Raw genomic sequence first — 16,753 nt, 5'->3', positions numbered from 1 at the left:
TCGTGTTTTTTTGATCAGGCTCAAGAAACAACTTGATGCTTTCTCTCCTCAAACCAAGGGCCTGACCATAATTATTGGCTTACATCCTCATCAGATCTCCACCAGGGATGGGGCCCCGGCCACGCTCCAGGGGGGCTCTCACGGTTCCCTGCCCTCCTCTTCCGTGCCACAGTCGGCTTTGGACAGGAAGGTTCAACCGGACAGGGAGGCGCTCGATTGACCCGGGACACGATCGGACTGGCACAGGCACGGCGCATCGCCCTCGCCGCGCAGGGGTTCGGCACCCGCCCGCGGCCGGAAGGTGCCGAACCCACGCGACAGCATATCGTGCGAGTTCTTCAACGGCTCGGCGCGTTCCAGATCGATTCGGTGAATGTCGTCACCCGGGCGCATTACATGCCGGCCTTCTCGCGGCTGGGCCCCTATCCAGCGCAGCTCGTCGATGCGTCGCTCAGCCGGAAGCCGAGACGCGCCTTCGAGTACTGGGCGCACGAGGCTTCCCTTCTCCCGGCGGAAGTGCATCCGCTCCTGCGCTGGCGCATGGAGGAGGGGCGCGCCGGCCGGGGCATTTACAAGGGGCTCGCAACCTTCGGCCGGGAGATGCGGGATTTCATCGACCAGGTGCTGGCCGAGGTCGAGCGAAACGGCCCGCTGACGGCCGCCGCCATCGAGGGCCATCGCGGCGCCTCCGGCTGGTGGCAGTGGAGCGAGGCCAAACGCGCGCTCGAATGGCTGTTCTGGGCGGGACTGGTGACGACCCATTCGCGCGGGCCCAATTTCGAGCGGCTCTACGACATTCCGGATCGCGTGATGCCGCGCGAGATCCTTGCGCTTCCCACGCCGGAGCCGCGTGAGGCAAAACGCGGCCTGATCGAACGGGCGGCGCGGGCGCTGGGGATCGCCACGCGCAGCGACCTCCGCGATTATTTCCGCCTGCGTCCGGACGACGCCTATCCGCGGATCGAGGAGCTCGTGGAAGACGGAACCCTGTTTCCCGTCAGGGTCGAGGGCTGGTCGCAGACGGCATACCTGCACCGGGAGGCCCGGACGCCCCGAAAAGTCCGGGCAGCCGCGCTGCTCGCCCCCTTCGATCCTCTTATCTGGGAACGCAGCCGGGTCGAACGGCTGTTCGATTTCCGATACCGGCTGGGGATCTACACACCCGTTCACAATCGCGTGCATGGCTATTACGTCTTTCCGTTCCTGCTCGATGACCAGTTGGTGGCGAGGGTGGACCTGAAGGCTGACCGGAAGGTCGGCGTGCTCAGGGTGCTTTCCGCCCATCCGGAAGACGATGCGCCGGACGAGACCCCCGCGCGGCTCGCCGCGGAACTCGGACGAATGGCTGCCTGGCTGGGCCTTGAACGAGCGGAGATGAGCGGCCGGGACTGCCCTTTCGCGCAGCGCCTGGCCCGGGCATTGGAAGATGCGCCGGAGGTCAATCCGCGGTATGTTACCAAGGATGACAAAGTGACTTCGTGACATTGCGCCCGATGCGTGCCATGGGAAGCCCATGCAGAGGTTCATGCGCCTGAAACGGGATCCGTTGCTCGCGTGGCTGGTCGCCGCGCTGCTGGGCTATTTGCTGGCCCTGCAGGGTGCGGTCGCAGCCTACGCCAAGGGCACGATGGCGGCCCATGACCTGACCTACGAGTTCGTCCTTTGCCTGCCTTCCTCGGAGGACGGCTCCGGTCACGATCATCCGCTTGCGGGACTGGACCGCGACTGCTGCACGTCCGCCTGCCAGATGGCCTGCGGAACCGGCCCCCTCTGCACCCCCGAAACCCATCCGCGGATTTCCGCTCCGCATCTTGTTCCTCTCGGCCGGACCGCGGCGGTTGAGCCTCTGCCGCTTCCGGTCAGAGCCGTCAAGGCGGGGCACGCCCGGGCTCCGCCCACTCTCTCCATCTGACCGAAAGCACGGTGCCGCTTCCGGCTCCGCCATCGTACCGCCGCCCTCGCGGCGATCGTCAGACCTGGAGACTCTACTTATGAAATTCGCTGCATATCTTGTTGCTGCATCTGCCCTTTTCATGAGCCACGCCGCGCTGGCGCATGACTATCACGCGGGCGACATCCACATCGTTCATCCCTGGTCGCGCGCCACTCCGCCCGCCGCACAGGTCGGCGGCGGCTTCCTCAAGCTCGAGAACAAGGGCGAAGCGGCCGATCGCCTGGTTTCCGCCTCATCCCCTGTGGCTGGGCGGGTCGAGATCCACTCGATGGAAGTGACGGACGGCGTGATGCGCATGCGCCCCCTCGCGGACGGCCTCGAGATAAAGCCTGGCGCCACGGTGGAGCTGGCCCCCGGCGGCTATCACCTCATGCTGATGGAGCTCAAGCAACCCCTCAAGGAGGGCGAGCGCGTGCCGCTCACGCTCACCTTCGAGAAGGCCGGCTCCATCGACGTCGAGCTGGCAGTGGAAGCTGCCCGCCCTTCCAGCAACCATGGGGCGCACGGTGGGCACGAGGCACAGCCGCAGGACCACGGGCACAAGCACTAGGTGGTATCTGCGCTTCCTCCGGAAGCATGGAAACAACCAGATCGCCGGACGAAAAACGGTTCGCGCCTTTCCCGGGAGCGGACGGCTGGGCGGGGCCACGAGGTGGCCCCTTTCCTTCCCACGCATAAGCCCTGCATGGCCGTTCCTGTGCGCATTTGCCGATTGACCCTGACTGAACCCGGGTTCAATTGCTGATCAAAGAAATGCTTCTTTCCGGGTGAGTCCACGTGGTTCAGTCATGGCAGTTCTGGGCGCTGCTGTCCGCCGCCTTCGCCGCGCTTACGGCCATCTTCGGCAAGATCGGCGTGTCCGGCATCAATTCCGACATGGCGACCTTCATCCGCACGGCAATCATCCTGCCGGTGACGCTCGCGATCGTGCTGATGTTCGGCAACTGGCAGAGCCCGTCCAGCATTCCCGGCAAGACGTGGCAGTTCCTGACGCTCTCGGCACTTGCGACGGGCGCCTCGTGGCTCTGCTATTTCCGCGCGCTAAAGCTCGGTGACGCCGGCCAGGTGGCTCCGATCGACAAGCTCAGCGTCGTCATGGTCGCCATCTTCGCGGCCATCTTCCTCGGCGAGCGGCTCTCCATCCAGGGCTGGACGGGCGTTGCCCTCATCGCCGCCGGCGCCGTACTGGTGGCGACCGCCTGACCTGCCCTACCCGCGCTTCTGCCGGACCAGTCGAAACCCTCAAAGGCATCGCCTCGATGGTCACTACGCTGAGACAGGCAGCATACGACGCATGAAAAGTCTGCAAGATTGGGTCAATAGAGTAACTCTCTAACACCCTCTGCGGGAGTGGAAGTCGCCAACATATTGAAATCATTGAGGAAATTTTGGTGACCCCGGCAGGGCTCGAACCTGCGACATTCAGCTTAGAAGGCTGACGCTCTATCCAGCTGAGCTACGGGGCCAGTCCTGAACCCTCAGTGGGTCCAGGGCATCTTGCGATCATAGCGGAAGTTATCCGCGTACGAAATCTGACGCCGCTTGGGCCTGCGCTCCGGCTCGACGCGATAGGCGATGCCGTTCTTCTCGGCATAGGCGATCGCCTCTTCCTTCGTCGCGAAGGTCAGACGAACCTGACGGCGCGTGTCGGAGGACGACGTGTAACCCATCAGGGGCTCGATCGTCAGGGGCGCTTCCGGCTCAAACTCCAAGACCCAATGACCTGTCTTTGCCGTACCGGATTGCATCGCTGTCCTTGCTGGGCTGTAAATTCGCGCGGACATTCTAGACGACCTCGCTGCTGCCTCTCATGCCGCTCGCGCGGCACACTCGAATTCCTGGTCGGAGCGGCAGGATTTGAACCCGCGACCCTCTGGTCCCAAACCAGATGCGCTACCAGGCTGCGCTACGCTCCGACAGCAATGTCCTCTAGAGAGGATGACGATTCAACGCAAGGGGCTTGCGGAGAAATTTCCAAGCCTCCAAAGCCACCCGGTGGATAGATAATGGGTAGGCGTGGACAATTCCAGACGCTCCCGCCTCTCCGAACCCGCAGGGAAGACGGGACTATCGCGTCAGTGCCTGTCAGCAGGAAACGGCCAGATGATTAACTTGATGCCCCGCGGCGTATACATTTCCTCCCGTTCCAGGATCGAGGGAGGAAGGAATGGACGACAGGACTGAACCCGCGAAACCACGCCTTCTTGCCGGGGGCAACCCACAGATCCCAAAGGGATACGGGAACCGGCCCGTGCAGACCTACATCGCCGCGATGCCGGGATGGAAGCAGGCCGTCGGCCGGCAGATCGACCAGCTCATCGAACAGGCCGTGCCCAACGTGCGCAAGGCGGTGAAATGGAACTCGCCCTTCTACGGCGCGGACGACGACGGCTGGTTCCTCAACTTCCACTGCATCGCCCGGTACATAAAGGTCGCGTTCTTCCGGGGCACGTCGCTCGAACCGATGCCGCCTGTCGCCTCCAAACACAAGGAGGTGCGGTATTTCCACATTTACGAGAACGAACCATTCGACACGGAGCAGTTCGTCGACTGGGTCAAGCAGGCGGCAAAACTGCCGAGCGTGAAGATGTAATCGGCCACCAGGCGGTCAGGGGCAGAGGGATAACCGCCCTGCCCGCCTATTTCACCAATCATACCGGCAAGGCAGGCAGCACCCGCGCAATAACAGTCGGTCACGACGGCGCGCGGGTGATAGCCGCCTCGGCCAGATGCTCGCGGACCTGGGGACGGCGGCGGCGGATCAGCTTGGGCGCGTCGAGCTTCACGGGCGGTTCGTTCGAGAGTGTACGGACGACCGCATCGGTCATCCTGGTGGCAACGAAATCCGCACTGATTTCGTGGGCAAGCACCTCGAGGTCGGTCCCGTCCATTGCCTCGGCGTCCCACAGGACAATGCCGACGCGCAGTCTCGGCGAAGCCCGCTTCAGGCGGCGGACGAGGAAGCGGCCGTGGCCGAGGGAGTTCGGGTTCAGGAAGGCGATCACTGCGGTGTCGAAACCGCGGACAGCGAGTTCGCGCAGGTTGCGCGGCTGGATCTGAACATGGGTGGCGACCTCGGTCTCCGCGCCCTGAACGTCCAGTACCTGAGCGAACATGGCGGCGGAGACGTCGTCGAGTTCCGTGCGGCCGCCGATGCAGAGGATGCGCCTGCCCTCGCCATCGGGAAGCTCGACCTCATCCCCCTGACCCGCCTCGGGCGCGCCGGCGACAGTCCCCTCCTCGGTTGCGGTTATATCCTCCTCCTCCGACTCCTCCTCGGCAATTTCCTCCAGGTTGCGGAGGAGCGTGGAGGCGCTTGCCGCCACCTGCCGCATCTGCTCGCCGGAGAGAACGCCACGGGCGCGGTCGTGCTCTCCGAGCAGAAGCGCCGGGATCGCCACCGTGCCATAGAAGTCCACCAGATAGTCTTCCTCCAGCATTTCCTCGGCATTGTCCGTGGCCTCGTCGGGGTCGGCGGCAAGAAGGCGCTGGTAAAGCCGCTCCTTGGGATCAAGCACCGGTTCGTTGCCAAGCATCACCTGCAGGAACTCGAACTGCGGCACATGGCGGCCGAGGACGACGAGGCAGACGGTCAGCGGAGTAGACAGGACCAGTCCGATCGGTCCCCAAAGCCAGGTCCAGAAGATGGCGGCGGCGATGATGGCAAGCGGAGATAGGCCTGTGCGCGAGCCGTATAGGAGCGGTTCGACGATGTTGTTGCTGATAAGCTCCATGGTGAGGAAAAGGCCGGCTGTCCACAGGAGCAGCGACCAGCCGGGCGCCACCGCGAGCGCCAGCACCAGCGGCAGTACCGCTGCGATGAACGGGCCTATATAGGGCAGGAAGCGCAGGATGGTGGCGAGCAGGCCCCAGAGCAGTGCGTTGGGCACCCCAATCAGCCAGAGGCCAATGCCGATGGGCACGCCGTAGGTGACATTCACCACCAGCTGCGTCAGAAGGTACTGGCTCACGCGGCGGCCGGCGTCCTGGATCGCCTCGGTGGTGCGGTGGAGGTCGCTGTAGCCCACCAGGCGAATGAAGCGATCGCGCAGCTCCTCGCGGTCGAGCAGCATGAAGATCACCACGACGATGACAAGGCCGGTGGTGGCGAGCGGCTCGATCAGCGGGGCGATCAGCTCGGTCAGCATCTCGATCGGCCGCTGGGGGGAGAAGATCTCGACCAGGATCGGATTGCGGCGGTCAGCCGTTTCCACGGGGCCCGCGCTCTCGCCGAGCTGGTTCAGTTCGGAGCCCACGCGCTCCACCACGCCGCTCAGCCGCTCGATGCTGCCACTGCCCGCACCCAGTTCCTTGAGGGAGCGGATCTTGGCGATGATGTTGCTCTGATAGGTTGGAAGCTCGCGGGCAAGCTCGTTGAGCTGCAGCACGACCACCACGCTGATCGCCAGGATGATCAGGAAGGCGAGCAGCACGCTGATGACGACGGCCACCACGCGCGGCAAGCCGATGCGCCGCAAGCGGCTCACCACCGGCTGCAGCGCGAAGGACAGCAGCACGGCTATGGCGAAGGGAAGGATCACCTCGCGGGCGAAATAGAGCGCCACGACCGCAAGGCAGATGAGCAGCAGCGATTGAAGGATCGGGGTGCCCGAGAGGCCCGGCGCGCCCGTATAGGATACCTTCGGGAACCGGATCGGTCCCCCGGTCACGTCCGCCATCTCCATGCCTCCCGAGGTTGCAACTGACCCACAACGCCGGAACGGCCTCTCCCGTTGCAAAGCCGGATAAGAATGTCGGCGGCATGCCCCTTTCCCGGATCGGCCGTGTCCGCGCCCATCAGGGGCGTCCGCCGCACGACAGAACGAGCCATACGCGTGAGGACATGAGGGGGCGCCGGAGCACGACCGGCCGAGCAGTCGGGCCACGGGACAGCACCAGAGCGTTCGTGCTCCAGTTCCTGCGCCAGGTCAGTGTTTGCCTCGCGCCTAGCTTCGCCAGAGGGCGCGAGGGGGTGTGGCTGGAGAGCCGGGGCGCTAACGGCGGTACTGATTCACGACATCGGCGAGCCTGGCGCCGGGGGTATCGCGGCAGTCGGTCATCACCATTTCCACCGGGATGCGATAGAAGCCGGCGTCACCCAATGCAGCCAGGCCAGCGCTGCCGACCGCGCCCGTGACCGTTGTGTCGACTGCCGATGGAGCGGGTTCCGACACGGTCTCAACGTTGCCGGATTCAGCATTGCGGGCGGCAGCCATGGCTTGAACCCGGGCCCTCACCTCCTCCCCGCGCATCCGTCCCTCTGCTTCGCGGCGGGCTTCCACCGTCTGCGACTGGCCGTCACCGATATGGTCAGACCAGTCGATGTTCGGGCTCGGCCAACTCATTGCGTCCCTGGGCAGTTTTTCGCTGGATTCCATGCGGTCTCCGGCCGCTTGGTCGAACGAGACTCTAGCATCGTCCGGGGCGGAGCCGCGCCAGCGGATCAATGCTCGTATCCGGATCCACCGAAACGCTGTGGGCGGGCATGGCGTCTGCCGGAGTTTCCGGCTGGGCGCCTTGCCGGGCAGCCAGGATGCGGGCTTCGTTCAATCCGGCAAGGAAATAAAGCACCCTCTCCGTCTGTGCCCGATCCAGGCCGACAATCTCCGCGCAGGTGACGTCCACGGGATTCACGTTCTCCTGCGCCCGTGCGGCCAGAAGACCTGCTCCGACCGTGATGGCTGCCGCGGCGGCAGCCGTATTCAGCAGCATGCTCATGCGCCTTCTCCTCCCATGGATGCAAACCGTGCTCATGGCGGGCACGCGATGTGTCGGATTGAGCGCAGGTTTCCCTGTTGATGGCGAAGGGCATCAAGCAGAATACGGCCGGACTGTCCGAGCGCCGTCACGGCCGCGGCCGTTTGCGGGAGATCCTGGTACTGTGCAGTCCCTCACGGAAAGACGGTCACCGCGTTTCCGTGGCTGCACCGGGATCGCGCTCTCACGCGCTATCGATCAGCCGCTTCAGTAGAAAGCGAACGCTCGCCCCATTTCTATCAAGGATGGGGCGGAACGGCCAATCACATACCGCCTGCGGGAACGGCCGATCCGTGACAGCCGGGCCGGTTGGCCGCGGGCCGGAAAGAGGCCCGCTCCCAAGCGACACGATCCGTCAGCCGCTGCGGCGCTGTTCCAGGATGGCAGCGGCCTCGGCCGCGAGAGTGCGCGTGATCTTCGCCTTGCGCTCCATGGCCATCTGGTCGATCAGGGCGACGAGCTCGCGCATAGAGGAGAGCGAGCGTTCGGCGCGGCGGACGAGGAACTGCACGACATGCGGCTCCACGACGACCTGGCGGTCGGCGAAGAGCTTCACGATCACGCCGGCGAGCAGATGATCGTCTGGCTCGTGTATCTCGACGGTCGCGGCGGCGCGCAGGCGCGAGGCAAGGTCCGGCAGTTCGACGCCCCAGGCGCCCGCGAACTTGCGGGCGGTCAACAGAAGCTGGGTGCCGGAGGACTTCACCATGTTGATCAGGTGGAACAGACCGGTCTCGTCGAGGCCGGGGGAATCGGCGTCCTCCACCAGGACCGGGCCTTCGGAAGCCGCGTCAATCGCCTCCTGGCCGATACGGTCGTGACGGACGCGGAAGGCACCCGATTCCTCGCACCAGATCTCGGCCAGATGGGATTTGCCCGAACCGGGGGGGCCGGCCAGGATCATTACCGGCGCAGGCCAGTCCGGCCAGCTGTCGATCAGCGCGACAGCCTGCTCGTTCGCCTCGGTAATCACAAGATCATCGCGGGACCTGCCCTCGCCGTGAACCAGGGCAAGGGGAAGCTGCCGCGGCAATGTCTCGTCGTTCATCGGTGTTCCAAGTCTCCGGCACTCGAGTGCTGAGCATGTCCGCTGTAAAGCGGGGATTCCAGATAGCGGGCGATGGCGAAGCGCACCAGCACCGCGACGGCGGCGGCGGCCGGCACGGCCACCAGGAGCCTCACGAAGCCAAACAGATAGCCGAAGGCAAACAGGGCGAACATCAGCCACACGGGGTGCAGGCCAACGCTCCGGCCCACGAGTTTCGGCTGCAGAATGTTTCCTTCAATGAACTGGCCGCTGAAGAAGACAACCAGCACTCCGGCGATCCAGTACCAGTCCGGCCAGAACTGGACGATAGCCACGCCGAGGCCGAGCGCAAGCCCGACCAGCGAGCCGACATAGGGAATGAAGCTGATGAGGCCGGCAAACAGGCCGATCAGCAGGCCGAAATTGGGGCCAAGAAGCGTCAGTCCCGTCGCGTAGTAGATGCCGAGGATCAGGCAAAGGGTGCCCTGCCCGCGCACGAAGCCCGCCGTGGCGGCGTTTATGTCGCGGGCGATCCGGCGGACGTCGTCGAGGTGATTGCGCGGGACCAGGTTGTCGATCTGTTCAACCATGCGGTCCCAGTCGACCAACAGGTAGAAGGCGACGACCGGCGTGACCACGAACAGGCTGACCAGGTTGACGAGCGCCAGGCCCGAACTCCAGATCGAGGCGATCAGGCTGGTAATGAAGCCCGTGCCTTGGGACAGGAGTGTCGCCAGACCGTTCTGAAGCGTGTCGGCCTTGATGCCGAGCTCCTGCTCGAACCATTCGGGGTCGAAGCTCACGATCAGCGCATGCAGACGCGACATGTAGTCAGGCAGCCGGGCCGCGAAATCGAAAAGCTGGGTGGACAGGACCGGCACCACGATCATCAGGGCAAGGATCAGCGCCAGCACGCAGACGATCAGGATGAGGATCGTCGCCCACAGGCGCGAGACGCCCAGAGTCTCGAGCCGGTCAGCCACCGGATCGAGAAAATAGGCAAGCAGCATGCCGGCAAGGAACGGCAGCAGGATCGAGCTGAAGACGTAGAGGAAAAGGATCAGGCCGCCGCCAGCGACAAGCCAGAAGCCCGCGTTGCGCAGGTAGGCCGACCGACGCAACGCGCTGTCCGATTCACTTGTCCGAGGCAGTCCCTGCGTCGACATAGCCACCCATGTGCTTGATCCAGGCAAGGAGATAGGCCGCGCCGGAAGCGACGGTCAAGATGCCCGAGAGCCAGACCAGTGCATCAAGCACAAGACCGGGGGAAACCTGCAGGGCGAGACTTGCCAGGACCAGAGATGCAAGGACGAGCTGAACCGCTGTGTTCGCCTTGGACACGAAGATCGGCTGCATCGCCACCGGATTGCCCATTACCGTGGACAGCACCACGCCGCCCACGATCAGCGCGTCACGCGACACGGCGGCGATTACCAGCCACAGGGGAAGCTGGCCCATGTAGCCCAGCATCACGAAGACCGTAACCAGGAGCAGCTTGTCGGCAATGGGATCGAGATATGAGCCCAGGACACTGCGCTGGTTGAAGTGACGGGCGATGAAGCCGTCCAGACCGTCCGAAATGGCGGCAAGCACGAACCCGCAGAGCGCCCAGAGCCATTCACCATTGAGCAGGAAGAAGACGATCAGGGGAACCAGAAGAAAACGGAACAGGGTGATGACGTTGGGGACGGTCAACGGACACTCCAGCTAACGATACGTCCAAGCATATGAAGGCGTCGGGCTACGGCTTCAAGAGGCGCGAACCATCTATCACCGGACAAAGATGCGGCGTTCCTCATTGCCGCGGATTTGCTAAGGTTGAAGTCTGTGGCTGATGCCTGTGCGTGGCGCTGGCGGGAGCTTGAGTTGCACGCCCCGGCGTGCCAATAGAGCGCCAGCGTCGAGCGACGCCATCGAACGGACTGCCCCGACCGCTGGCCAAGGGGCGGTTCCCCCGGACCACTGAATTGCGCGGAAAGGTCTCCAGGATGAGCAACGAGAAAAAGGGACTGAGCTACGCCGACGCCGGCGTGGACATTGACGCGGGCAATACGCTTGTCGAGAAGATCAAGCCCCTCGTTCGCTCGACGCGCCGTGCGGGAGCCGACACCGAAATCGGCGGTTTCGGCGGGCTGTTCGACCTCAAGGCGGCAGGCTTCAACGATCCGATCCTGGTGGCCGCCAATGACGGCGTGGGCACCAAGCTCAAGATCGCCATCGAGTCGGGCAAGCACGACACGGTCGGCATCGACCTCGTGGCCATGTGCGTGAACGACCTGGTCGTGCAGGGCGCGGAGCCCCTGCTCTTCCTCGACTATTTCGCAACGGGCAAGCTGGATCCGGAACAGGGCGCAGCCATCATTTCCGGCATAGCCGAGGGCTGCCGCCAGGCGGGCTGCGCGCTCATCGGCGGAGAAACCGCCGAGATGCCGGGCATGTACAGCGACGGCGACTATGACCTCGCCGGCTTCGCCGTGGGCGCGGCCGAGCGCGGAACGCTGCTGCCGACGCCTGACGTGGTCGAGGGCGACGTGATCCTCGGGCTTGCCTCCTCCGGCGTGCATTCCAACGGCTTCTCGCTGGTGCGCAAGATCGTGAGCCAGAGCGGGCTCAAATGGACCGACCCCGCCCCGTTCGCCGAGGGCAGGACGCTGGCGGAGGCGCTGCTGGAGCCGACCCGCATCTATGTGAAGCCTATCCTTTCCGCCATCCGCGAGACGCATGGCATAAAGGCGCTGGCCCACATCACCGGCGGCGGTTTCACCGAGAACATTCCGCGCGTGCTGCCGAAGGACTACGCCGCCGAGATCGACCTCGACGCTATCAACGCGCCGGCGGTGTTCTCGTGGCTGGCGAGCCAGGGCAATATCGCGGAACAGGAGATGCTGCGCACCTTCAACTGCGGCATCGGCATGGTGATCGTCGTCGCCTCCGGACAGGCTGCCCAGGTGGCCGCCGTGCTGCAAAGGGCAGGCGAAAAGGTTACAACGCTGGGGCGGATCGTGCCGCGGCGTGATGCAGGCGTGGTCTACAGGGGAAGCCTTGAACTATGAGCAAACGCAAGCGCACAGCCATCCTGATTTCCGGCCGCGGTTCCAACATGACCGCGCTCATCCGCGCGGCGGGCGAACCCGACTATCCGGCGGAAATCTGCTGCGTCATCAGCGACCAGCCCGAGGCGCCGGGCCTCGCGGTCGCCGCATCGTCGGGCATTCCCACGTTCGTCGCGCCGCGCGCGGGGCATCCCAGCAAGGCCGCGCACGAGGCGGAAATCCAGCGCATCCTTGAACAGAGCGGCGCGGAACTCATCTGCCTCGCAGGCTTCATGCGGATCCTGAGCCCGGATTTCGTGAAGCGCTGGGAGGGACGCATCATCAACATCCATCCGTCGCTGCTGCCGCTGTTCCCGGGACTCACCACACATGCGCGGGTGCTGCAGCAGGGCATGCGCATCCACGGCTGCACGGTGCATTTCGTGACCGCCGAGATGGACGCCGGGCCGATCATCGCGCAGGCGGCTGTGCCGGTGCTGCCTGACGACACGGAGGGAGAGCTCGCCGCGCGCGTGCTCAACATGGAGCACAAGATCTATCCCCTCGCTCTTTCGATGCTCGCCTCCGGCAAGGTGCGGATGGAGAACAACCGCGCCGTCTACGTGGCGTCGCTTGAAATCGGCTGGGGACCGACCACGAGCCTGATGGTACCCTCCTCCATCGAGGAGATCGTAAACCTCGAGGATCTCGCCCGCCGGACCCCGTGACGCGGCGACAGACACAAGCCAGTTTCAGCGAAGGCGGGCCACGAGCCCGCCTTCTCTTTTTTCCGGGGGGTGGGTCCTGACCGGTTTCGGGTGGCACCTAACCGGCCGGGTGACTCTCCGGTCCGCTGTCGGCCACGACAGCGCCGCGCAGGCCCGGTGGCTGTTCTGGGCCGGTGGTGGAGTCGCGCAGGGTCTGTCGCTCCATCTCGGCGTTGAGCTCTGCGCCGACAATCACCACGACCGTCGAGATCCAGAGCCACATCAGAAGTCCCATGACCGCTCCCAGAGCGCCGTAGGTGGCGTTGTAGTCGGCAAAATTCTGCAGATAGAGCGAGAAGCCCCAGGAGACAGCGAACCAGCCGAGCGTGGCAATCACCGCACCAACGCTTACCCAGCTCCAGCGCGCGGGCGCGCGGCTGGGTCCGAAGCGGTAAAGAAGCGAAATGGCTGCGAGCGCAACGAGGGCGATCAGAACCCAGCGCATCACGCGGACAAGAAGCTCGGTGACCGGTCCGAGGCCCAGCCAGGCAAGCGCCACGGGCACGATGCCGACCGCAACGATGAAGAGCACCGCCAGCAGGAAAGCGCCGAGCGTGAAGGCGAAGGCGGCGAGATTGAGGCTGATGAAGCCCCGCTTTTCCTCCTCCTCGTAGGCGATGTTCATTGCGTCAAAGAGCGCCTTCACGCCACCGTTGGCGCTCCAGAACGCCACGAGCAGGCCGAGGATGAAGCTGACGCCGAGCGCGTCGGCGCTCTGGCCCGCCAGCGTGCGGATCTGGGTGCCGATGATCTCGATCCCGGCCGCGGGTACGATGCCCTGAAGCTGGCCAAGGTAGCCGGAGACAGCGGCCGGGTCGGCGAGCAGGCCGTAGATCGAGACGAAGGCAGCGAGCGCGGGAAACAGCGCCAGCACGAGGTAGAAGGTCACGCCTCCCGCCACGAGCAGCACGCGGTCCTCGGAAATCTCCCGCCAGACGCGGACAAGCACCGCCCGCCACCCATGCGTGGACAGTTCCGCCGGCGAACGGGCATTGTCGCCGGACCGCCCTCCGGCAGCGTGGGGCATGTCGCGCGCTTCAGCCATCGAACCCTCCTGGAAGAGAGTTCAATTCCCCGGGCGGCCGTTCGTTCCGGAAGGCCCCGCAGGAGCGCAGGACCAGGCTGGCCGTCTTCCCGGCAATCAGCCGGGAAGCGCCCTCACCCACACCTTGGTGTCGTGGAAGCCGACGCCGCCATAGGGCGCCACCGCATCCGCGCCGACCAGAACGTTGATGCCCTCGCCCCGCTCGTGGGCGCTATTGGGCCAGATGCCTTCAGCCACCACGACGCCGCGCTTCACGCCGTCGAACAGGCGGGCGTGCAGGACGACCTCGCCGCGGTGGTTGCCGATCTCCACGCGGCCGCCGTCAGCAACGCCAAGGGCTGCCGCATCCTGCGGATGCAGCATGAGCTCCGGACGGCGCTCGCGCGACTGGGACTCCGGCGTTTCGGTGAAGGTCGAGTTGAGGAAATTGCGCGCCGGCGAGGTGGCGAGACGGAACGGATGCTCCGGGTCCGCCTCCTCGATCAGGTTCACGTAGTCGGGGAACGCGGGCAGCGACCGGTGATCGCCGAAAATGCCCATCCCCTCCGGCGGACGGTTTGGCGCGGGCGTACCGGTCCAATCCGGACGGAAGCGGAACTTGCCGTCAGGAAAGCCAAATCCGTTCAGGAAATGCGCCGTCTCGAAGTCTGGCTGGACGTCGGCCCAGCGTTGCTCCTTCAGCGTCTCGAAGGAGCCCAGGCCCCGGCGCTGCAGCATCCAGTCGATGTGCTCGCGGGCCGTGAGGCCAAAGCCCGGCAGGTGCGCGACACCGAGGCGATTGGCCAGCTCTTCGATGACATAGAGGTTGGGCATCGCCTCACCCGGCGCGTCGAGCAGCTTCGGGCCGAGGTGGATGAACTGGTTGCCACCGCCGCGGTAGATGTCGTCGTGCTCCATGAACATGGTTGCGGGCAGGACGACATCGGCAAGCTTCGCCGTGTCGGTCATGAACTGCTCGTGAACGCAGACAAACAGGTCCTCGCGCAGGAAGCCCTGCTTCACCAGCCGCTGCTCCGGCGCGACATTTGCAGGGTTGGTGTTCTGGATCAGCATGGCGGTGACGGGCGGGCCGCCGTAAAGCTCATTGGGGTCGTTCGTCAGCACCCGGCCGATCTTCGACTGGTCAAGCGAGCGGATGGAGGGATCGCGGTAGGCGCGGCCCTCGATCAGCGACTTGTCAAGGCCGAAGATGTCCGAATTGGAATGGAACGCGCCGCCACCCTCGTACTGCCAGGCGCCGGTGACAGCCGCAATGCTGAGCGCCGCATGCATGCTCACCGCACCGTTGCGGTTGCGGGTGAAGCCGTAGCCCAGACGGAAATAGGTCCGCTTGGTCGTGCCAAAGAGATGGGCGAGCCGGACGATCTCATCAGCCGGGACACCGCAGATGGCCTCCGCCCATTCGGGCGTCCTCGTGCGCAGGTGCTGCTCGAGGCCATGCGGGTCAGCGGTGTATTTTTCGAGATAGGCCCAGTCGGCCATGCCGTCCCGGAACAGGACGTGCATTATCGCGCAGGCGAGCGCGGCATCAGTGCCCGGCCGCAGCAGTACGGGAATGTCCGCCTGCTTCATGGTCGCGTTGTCGTAGATGTCGATGACGACGATCTTCGCGCCGCGCTCCTTGCGGGCTCGCACGGCGTGGGTCATCACGTTCACCTGGGTTGCCACCGCATTGGTGCCCCAGATGACGACGCAGTCGGACTTGGCCATCTCGCGCGGGTCGGGGCCGCGCAGGGTGCCCGCTCCCATGACCCAGCCTGTCCAGGCCGGATTGGTGCAGATGGAATCGTACTGGCAGGAATACCGCTTGGCGTGGCGCAGGCGGTGGATCGAGTCGCGCTGCACCAGTCCCATGGTGCCCGCATACTGATAGGGCCAGACGGTCTCGCTGCCGTATTTTTCCTCTGCCCGCAGGAAAGCCTCCGCCACGCGGTCGAGGGCCGCCTCCCAGCTCGCCTCCTGCCACTTCCCCTCGCCCTTGGCGCCGGCGCGCACCAGCGGCTTCAAGAGGCGGGCGGGATGATGAATGCGCTCGCCATAGCGGGCGACCTTGGCGCAGATCACGCCGGCAGTGTAGCTGTTGTCCTTCGCGCCGTGGACGCGCTGGACGCGCCCGCCGACGATCTGGACATCAAGCGCGCAGGTGGAAGGACAGTCGTGCGGGCAAACCGTATGCCCGATCATCATGTTGGGCTGAATATTCATGGCCGGAACCTAGCGGATTTCCATCCGATCAGGTAGACCCGCGCAGAAATAAAGAGACACCAGCTGCCATCCAGGGTTCAGCCGGGGCCGGAGCCACCATGAACTACCGTCACGCCTATCACGCGGGAAATTTCGCCGATGTGCTCAAGCACACGGTGCTGACCCTCGTCATCGAGTACCTGAAGCGGAAGGAGAAACCATTTCGGGTGATCGACACGCACGCGGGGACCGGTCTCTACGATCTTTCTTCCGACGAGGCGCAGCGGACGGGCGAATGGCTGGGCGGCATCGGAGCGCTGCGCGACGCGAAGCTATCCGAGAAAGAAGCAAGCATTATCAGCGCCTTAATGGACGCTGTTGAATCAGTTAACGAGGGGTCTCAACTGAAGCTTTATCCCGGCTCGCCGGTGATCACGCGGCAGCTCCTGCGCAAGCAGGACCGGCTGACGGCGATCGAGCTGCATCCGGAAGACGCAAAGCGCCTGCGCGCGCAATTTGACGGCGACTATCAGACACGGGTGATCGAGCTTGACGGGTGGCTGGCGCTCGGCGCCCACTTGCCCCCCAAGGAAAAGCGCGGGCTGGTGCTGGTCGATCCGCCCTTCGAGAAGGAAGGCGAGTTCGACCGGCTGCTTTCGGGTCTGCAAAAGGCGCACCGACGCTGGCCTGGCGGCATCTACGCGCTTTGGTATCCGATCAAGAACCTCAAGGAGGTCGCCGCCTTCCGCAAGGGGCTCAAGGAAAGCGGCATACCGGACATCATCGACGTCACGCTGGAGGTTGCGCCGGTCCATCCGGACGGAAAGCTTTCGGCCACGGGGATGATCATCGTCAACCCACCCTACGTGCTGCAGGAACAGCTCAAGACGATCCTGCCCGCCTTCGCCCGGATCCTCGGCGAGAACGGACGGGGACGGTATTCAATCGAAAGACTGGCGGACGAGCACCGGCCGGCTGCATCTTGAC

The 16,753-nt window shown here is 64.8% G+C and carries 17 protein-coding genes and 2 tRNA genes; 8 read left to right on the top strand and 11 right to left on the bottom strand.

Features of this window, described 5'->3' with window-relative positions:
- Nucleotides 1-216 precede the first annotated feature (216 nt).
- From ABD906_RS02985 to ABD906_RS02970, 4 genes are all read left to right on the top strand, one after another.
- Nucleotides 217-1,482, top strand: a complete 1,266-nt coding sequence (locus ABD906_RS02985) for a winged helix-turn-helix domain-containing protein (protein ID WP_345098133.1) — start codon at nt 217-219, stop codon at nt 1,480-1,482.
- Nucleotides 1,483-1,513: 31 nt separating this feature from the next.
- Entirely contained in the window at nt 1,514-1,912 is a 399-nt protein-coding gene (locus tag ABD906_RS02980) for a hypothetical protein (protein ID WP_345098132.1), read from the top strand.
- Nucleotides 1,913-1,991: 79 nt separating this feature from the next.
- Nucleotides 1,992-2,504 (top strand): copper chaperone PCu(A)C, encoded by a 513-nt coding sequence (locus tag ABD906_RS02975; RefSeq protein WP_345098131.1) that lies wholly within the window; start codon nt 1,992-1,994, stop codon nt 2,502-2,504.
- Nucleotides 2,505-2,731: 227 nt separating this feature from the next.
- Nucleotides 2,732-3,157: an EamA family transporter gene (locus ABD906_RS02970; protein WP_345098129.1), complete on the top strand. Its 426-nt coding sequence runs from the start codon at nt 2,732-2,734 to the stop codon at nt 3,155-3,157.
- A gap of 186 nt (nt 3,158-3,343) precedes the next feature.
- On the opposite strand, the gene ABD906_RS02965 is transcribed toward ABD906_RS02970, so the two are convergent.
- From ABD906_RS02965 to ABD906_RS02955, 3 genes are all read right to left on the bottom strand, one after another.
- Nucleotides 3,344-3,420 (bottom strand) — tRNA-Arg (locus ABD906_RS02965).
- Nucleotides 3,421-3,432: 12 nt separating this feature from the next.
- Nucleotides 3,433-3,738, bottom strand: a complete 306-nt coding sequence (locus ABD906_RS02960) for an ETC complex I subunit (protein ID WP_345098128.1) — start codon at nt 3,736-3,738, stop codon at nt 3,433-3,435.
- A 55-nt stretch (nt 3,739-3,793) separates the two neighbouring features.
- Nucleotides 3,794-3,870 (bottom strand) — tRNA-Pro (locus ABD906_RS02955).
- A 251-nt stretch (nt 3,871-4,121) separates the two neighbouring features.
- On the opposite strand from ABD906_RS02955, the gene ABD906_RS02950 reads away from it, so the two are divergent.
- Complete coding sequence (locus ABD906_RS02950) at nt 4,122-4,547, top strand: DUF1801 domain-containing protein (protein WP_345098127.1); 426 nt, start codon at nt 4,122-4,124, stop codon at nt 4,545-4,547.
- Nucleotides 4,548-4,647: 100 nt separating this feature from the next.
- Here ABD906_RS02950 and ABD906_RS02945 read toward each other — a convergent pair whose 3' ends face one another.
- The 6 genes from ABD906_RS02945 to ABD906_RS02920 form a co-directional block, all read right to left on the bottom strand.
- Nucleotides 4,648-6,633 (bottom strand): AI-2E family transporter, encoded by a 1,986-nt coding sequence (locus ABD906_RS02945; protein ID WP_345098126.1) that lies wholly within the window; start codon nt 6,631-6,633, stop codon nt 4,648-4,650.
- A gap of 315 nt (nt 6,634-6,948) precedes the next feature.
- Nucleotides 6,949-7,332, bottom strand: coding sequence for a hypothetical protein (locus ABD906_RS02940; RefSeq protein ID WP_345098125.1), 384 nt, complete (start codon nt 7,330-7,332; stop codon nt 6,949-6,951).
- A 31-nt stretch (nt 7,333-7,363) separates the two neighbouring features.
- Entirely contained in the window at nt 7,364-7,672 is a 309-nt protein-coding gene (locus tag ABD906_RS02935) for an HdeA/HdeB family chaperone (protein WP_345098124.1), read from the bottom strand.
- 394 nt (nt 7,673-8,066) lie between these two features.
- Entirely contained in the window at nt 8,067-8,759 is a 693-nt protein-coding gene (gene hdaA, locus ABD906_RS02930; protein WP_345098123.1) for a DnaA regulatory inactivator HdaA, read from the bottom strand.
- Nucleotides 8,756-9,904 carry an AI-2E family transporter gene (locus ABD906_RS02925; protein WP_378188807.1) on the bottom strand — a complete coding sequence of 383 codons (1,149 nt, stop codon included), beginning with the start codon at nt 9,902-9,904 and terminating at the stop codon, nt 8,756-8,758. The genes hdaA and ABD906_RS02925 overlap by 4 nt, the downstream gene beginning before the upstream one ends.
- The gene (locus ABD906_RS02920) at nt 9,873-10,433 is read right to left on the bottom strand and encodes a CDP-alcohol phosphatidyltransferase family protein (protein WP_345098121.1); all 561 of its coding nucleotides are present in this window, start codon (nt 10,431-10,433) and stop codon (nt 9,873-9,875) included. Before ABD906_RS02920 ends, ABD906_RS02925 begins: the two co-directional genes overlap by 32 nt.
- 293 nt (nt 10,434-10,726) lie before the next feature.
- Here ABD906_RS02920 and purM point away from each other — a divergent pair, with 293 nt between their 5' ends.
- Nucleotides 10,727-11,791: a phosphoribosylformylglycinamidine cyclo-ligase gene (purM, locus tag ABD906_RS02915; RefSeq protein ID WP_345098120.1), complete on the top strand. Its 1,065-nt coding sequence runs from the start codon at nt 10,727-10,729 to the stop codon at nt 11,789-11,791.
- A complete protein-coding gene (purN, locus tag ABD906_RS02910; protein ID WP_345098119.1) occupies nt 11,788-12,498 on the top strand; it encodes a phosphoribosylglycinamide formyltransferase in 711 nt (236 codons plus the stop codon). The genes purM and purN overlap by 4 nt, the downstream gene beginning before the upstream one ends.
- Nucleotides 12,499-12,595: 97 nt before the next feature.
- Here purN and ABD906_RS02905 read toward each other — a convergent pair whose 3' ends face one another.
- A complete protein-coding gene (locus tag ABD906_RS02905) occupies nt 12,596-13,582 on the bottom strand; it encodes a YihY/virulence factor BrkB family protein (protein WP_345098117.1) in 987 nt (328 codons plus the stop codon).
- A 96-nt stretch (nt 13,583-13,678) separates the two neighbouring features.
- Nucleotides 13,679-15,787 (bottom strand): molybdopterin-containing oxidoreductase family protein, encoded by a 2,109-nt coding sequence (locus tag ABD906_RS02900; protein ID WP_345098116.1) that lies wholly within the window; start codon nt 15,785-15,787, stop codon nt 13,679-13,681.
- 98 nt (nt 15,788-15,885) lie between these two features.
- Between ABD906_RS02900 and ABD906_RS02895 the strand changes: the two genes are divergently transcribed.
- Nucleotides 15,886-16,752: a 23S rRNA (adenine(2030)-N(6))-methyltransferase RlmJ gene (locus tag ABD906_RS02895; RefSeq protein ID WP_345098115.1), complete on the top strand. Its 867-nt coding sequence runs from the start codon at nt 15,886-15,888 to the stop codon at nt 16,750-16,752.
- Nucleotide 16,753: the final 1 nt, after the last annotated feature.

This window comes from Chelativorans composti (assembly GCF_039541695.1).
GTDB classification, from domain to species: Bacteria; Pseudomonadota; Alphaproteobacteria; order Rhizobiales; family Rhizobiaceae; genus Chelativorans; species Chelativorans composti.
This window is presented reverse-complemented; position numbering and strand designations above follow the sequence as displayed.

What these genes read in the sequence shown, in the direction of transcription:
- ABD906_RS02980 (WP_345098132.1), top strand. Translation starts at nt 1,514, where the DNA reads ATGCAGAGGTTCATGCGCCTGAAACGGGATCCGTTGCTCGCGTGGCTG.
- ABD906_RS02975 (WP_345098131.1), top strand. Translation starts at nt 1,992, where the DNA reads ATGAAATTCGCTGCATATCTTGTTGCTGCATCTGCCCTTTTCATGAGC.
- ABD906_RS02960 (WP_345098128.1), bottom strand. Translation starts at nt 3,738, where the DNA reads ATGTCCGCGCGAATTTACAGCCCAGCAAGGACAGCGATGCAATCCGGT.
- ABD906_RS02950 (WP_345098127.1), top strand. Translation starts at nt 4,122, where the DNA reads ATGGACGACAGGACTGAACCCGCGAAACCACGCCTTCTTGCCGGGGGC.
- ABD906_RS02945 (WP_345098126.1), bottom strand. Translation starts at nt 6,633, where the DNA reads ATGGCGGACGTGACCGGGGGACCGATCCGGTTCCCGAAGGTATCCTAT.
- ABD906_RS02940 (WP_345098125.1), bottom strand. Translation starts at nt 7,332, where the DNA reads ATGGAATCCAGCGAAAAACTGCCCAGGGACGCAATGAGTTGGCCGAGC.
- ABD906_RS02935 (WP_345098124.1), bottom strand. Translation starts at nt 7,672, where the DNA reads ATGAGCATGCTGCTGAATACGGCTGCCGCCGCGGCAGCCATCACGGTC.
- hdaA (WP_345098123.1), bottom strand. Translation starts at nt 8,759, where the DNA reads ATGAACGACGAGACATTGCCGCGGCAGCTTCCCCTTGCCCTGGTTCAC.
- ABD906_RS02925 (WP_378188807.1), bottom strand. Translation starts at nt 9,904, where the DNA reads ATGTCGACGCAGGGACTGCCTCGGACAAGTGAATCGGACAGCGCGTTG.
- purM (WP_345098120.1), top strand. Translation starts at nt 10,727, where the DNA reads ATGAGCAACGAGAAAAAGGGACTGAGCTACGCCGACGCCGGCGTGGAC.
- purN (WP_345098119.1), top strand. Translation starts at nt 11,788, where the DNA reads ATGAGCAAACGCAAGCGCACAGCCATCCTGATTTCCGGCCGCGGTTCC.
- ABD906_RS02905 (WP_345098117.1), bottom strand. Translation starts at nt 13,582, where the DNA reads ATGGCTGAAGCGCGCGACATGCCCCACGCTGCCGGAGGGCGGTCCGGC.
- ABD906_RS02900 (WP_345098116.1), bottom strand. Translation starts at nt 15,787, where the DNA reads ATGAATATTCAGCCCAACATGATGATCGGGCATACGGTTTGCCCGCAC.
- ABD906_RS02895 (WP_345098115.1), top strand. Translation starts at nt 15,886, where the DNA reads ATGAACTACCGTCACGCCTATCACGCGGGAAATTTCGCCGATGTGCTC.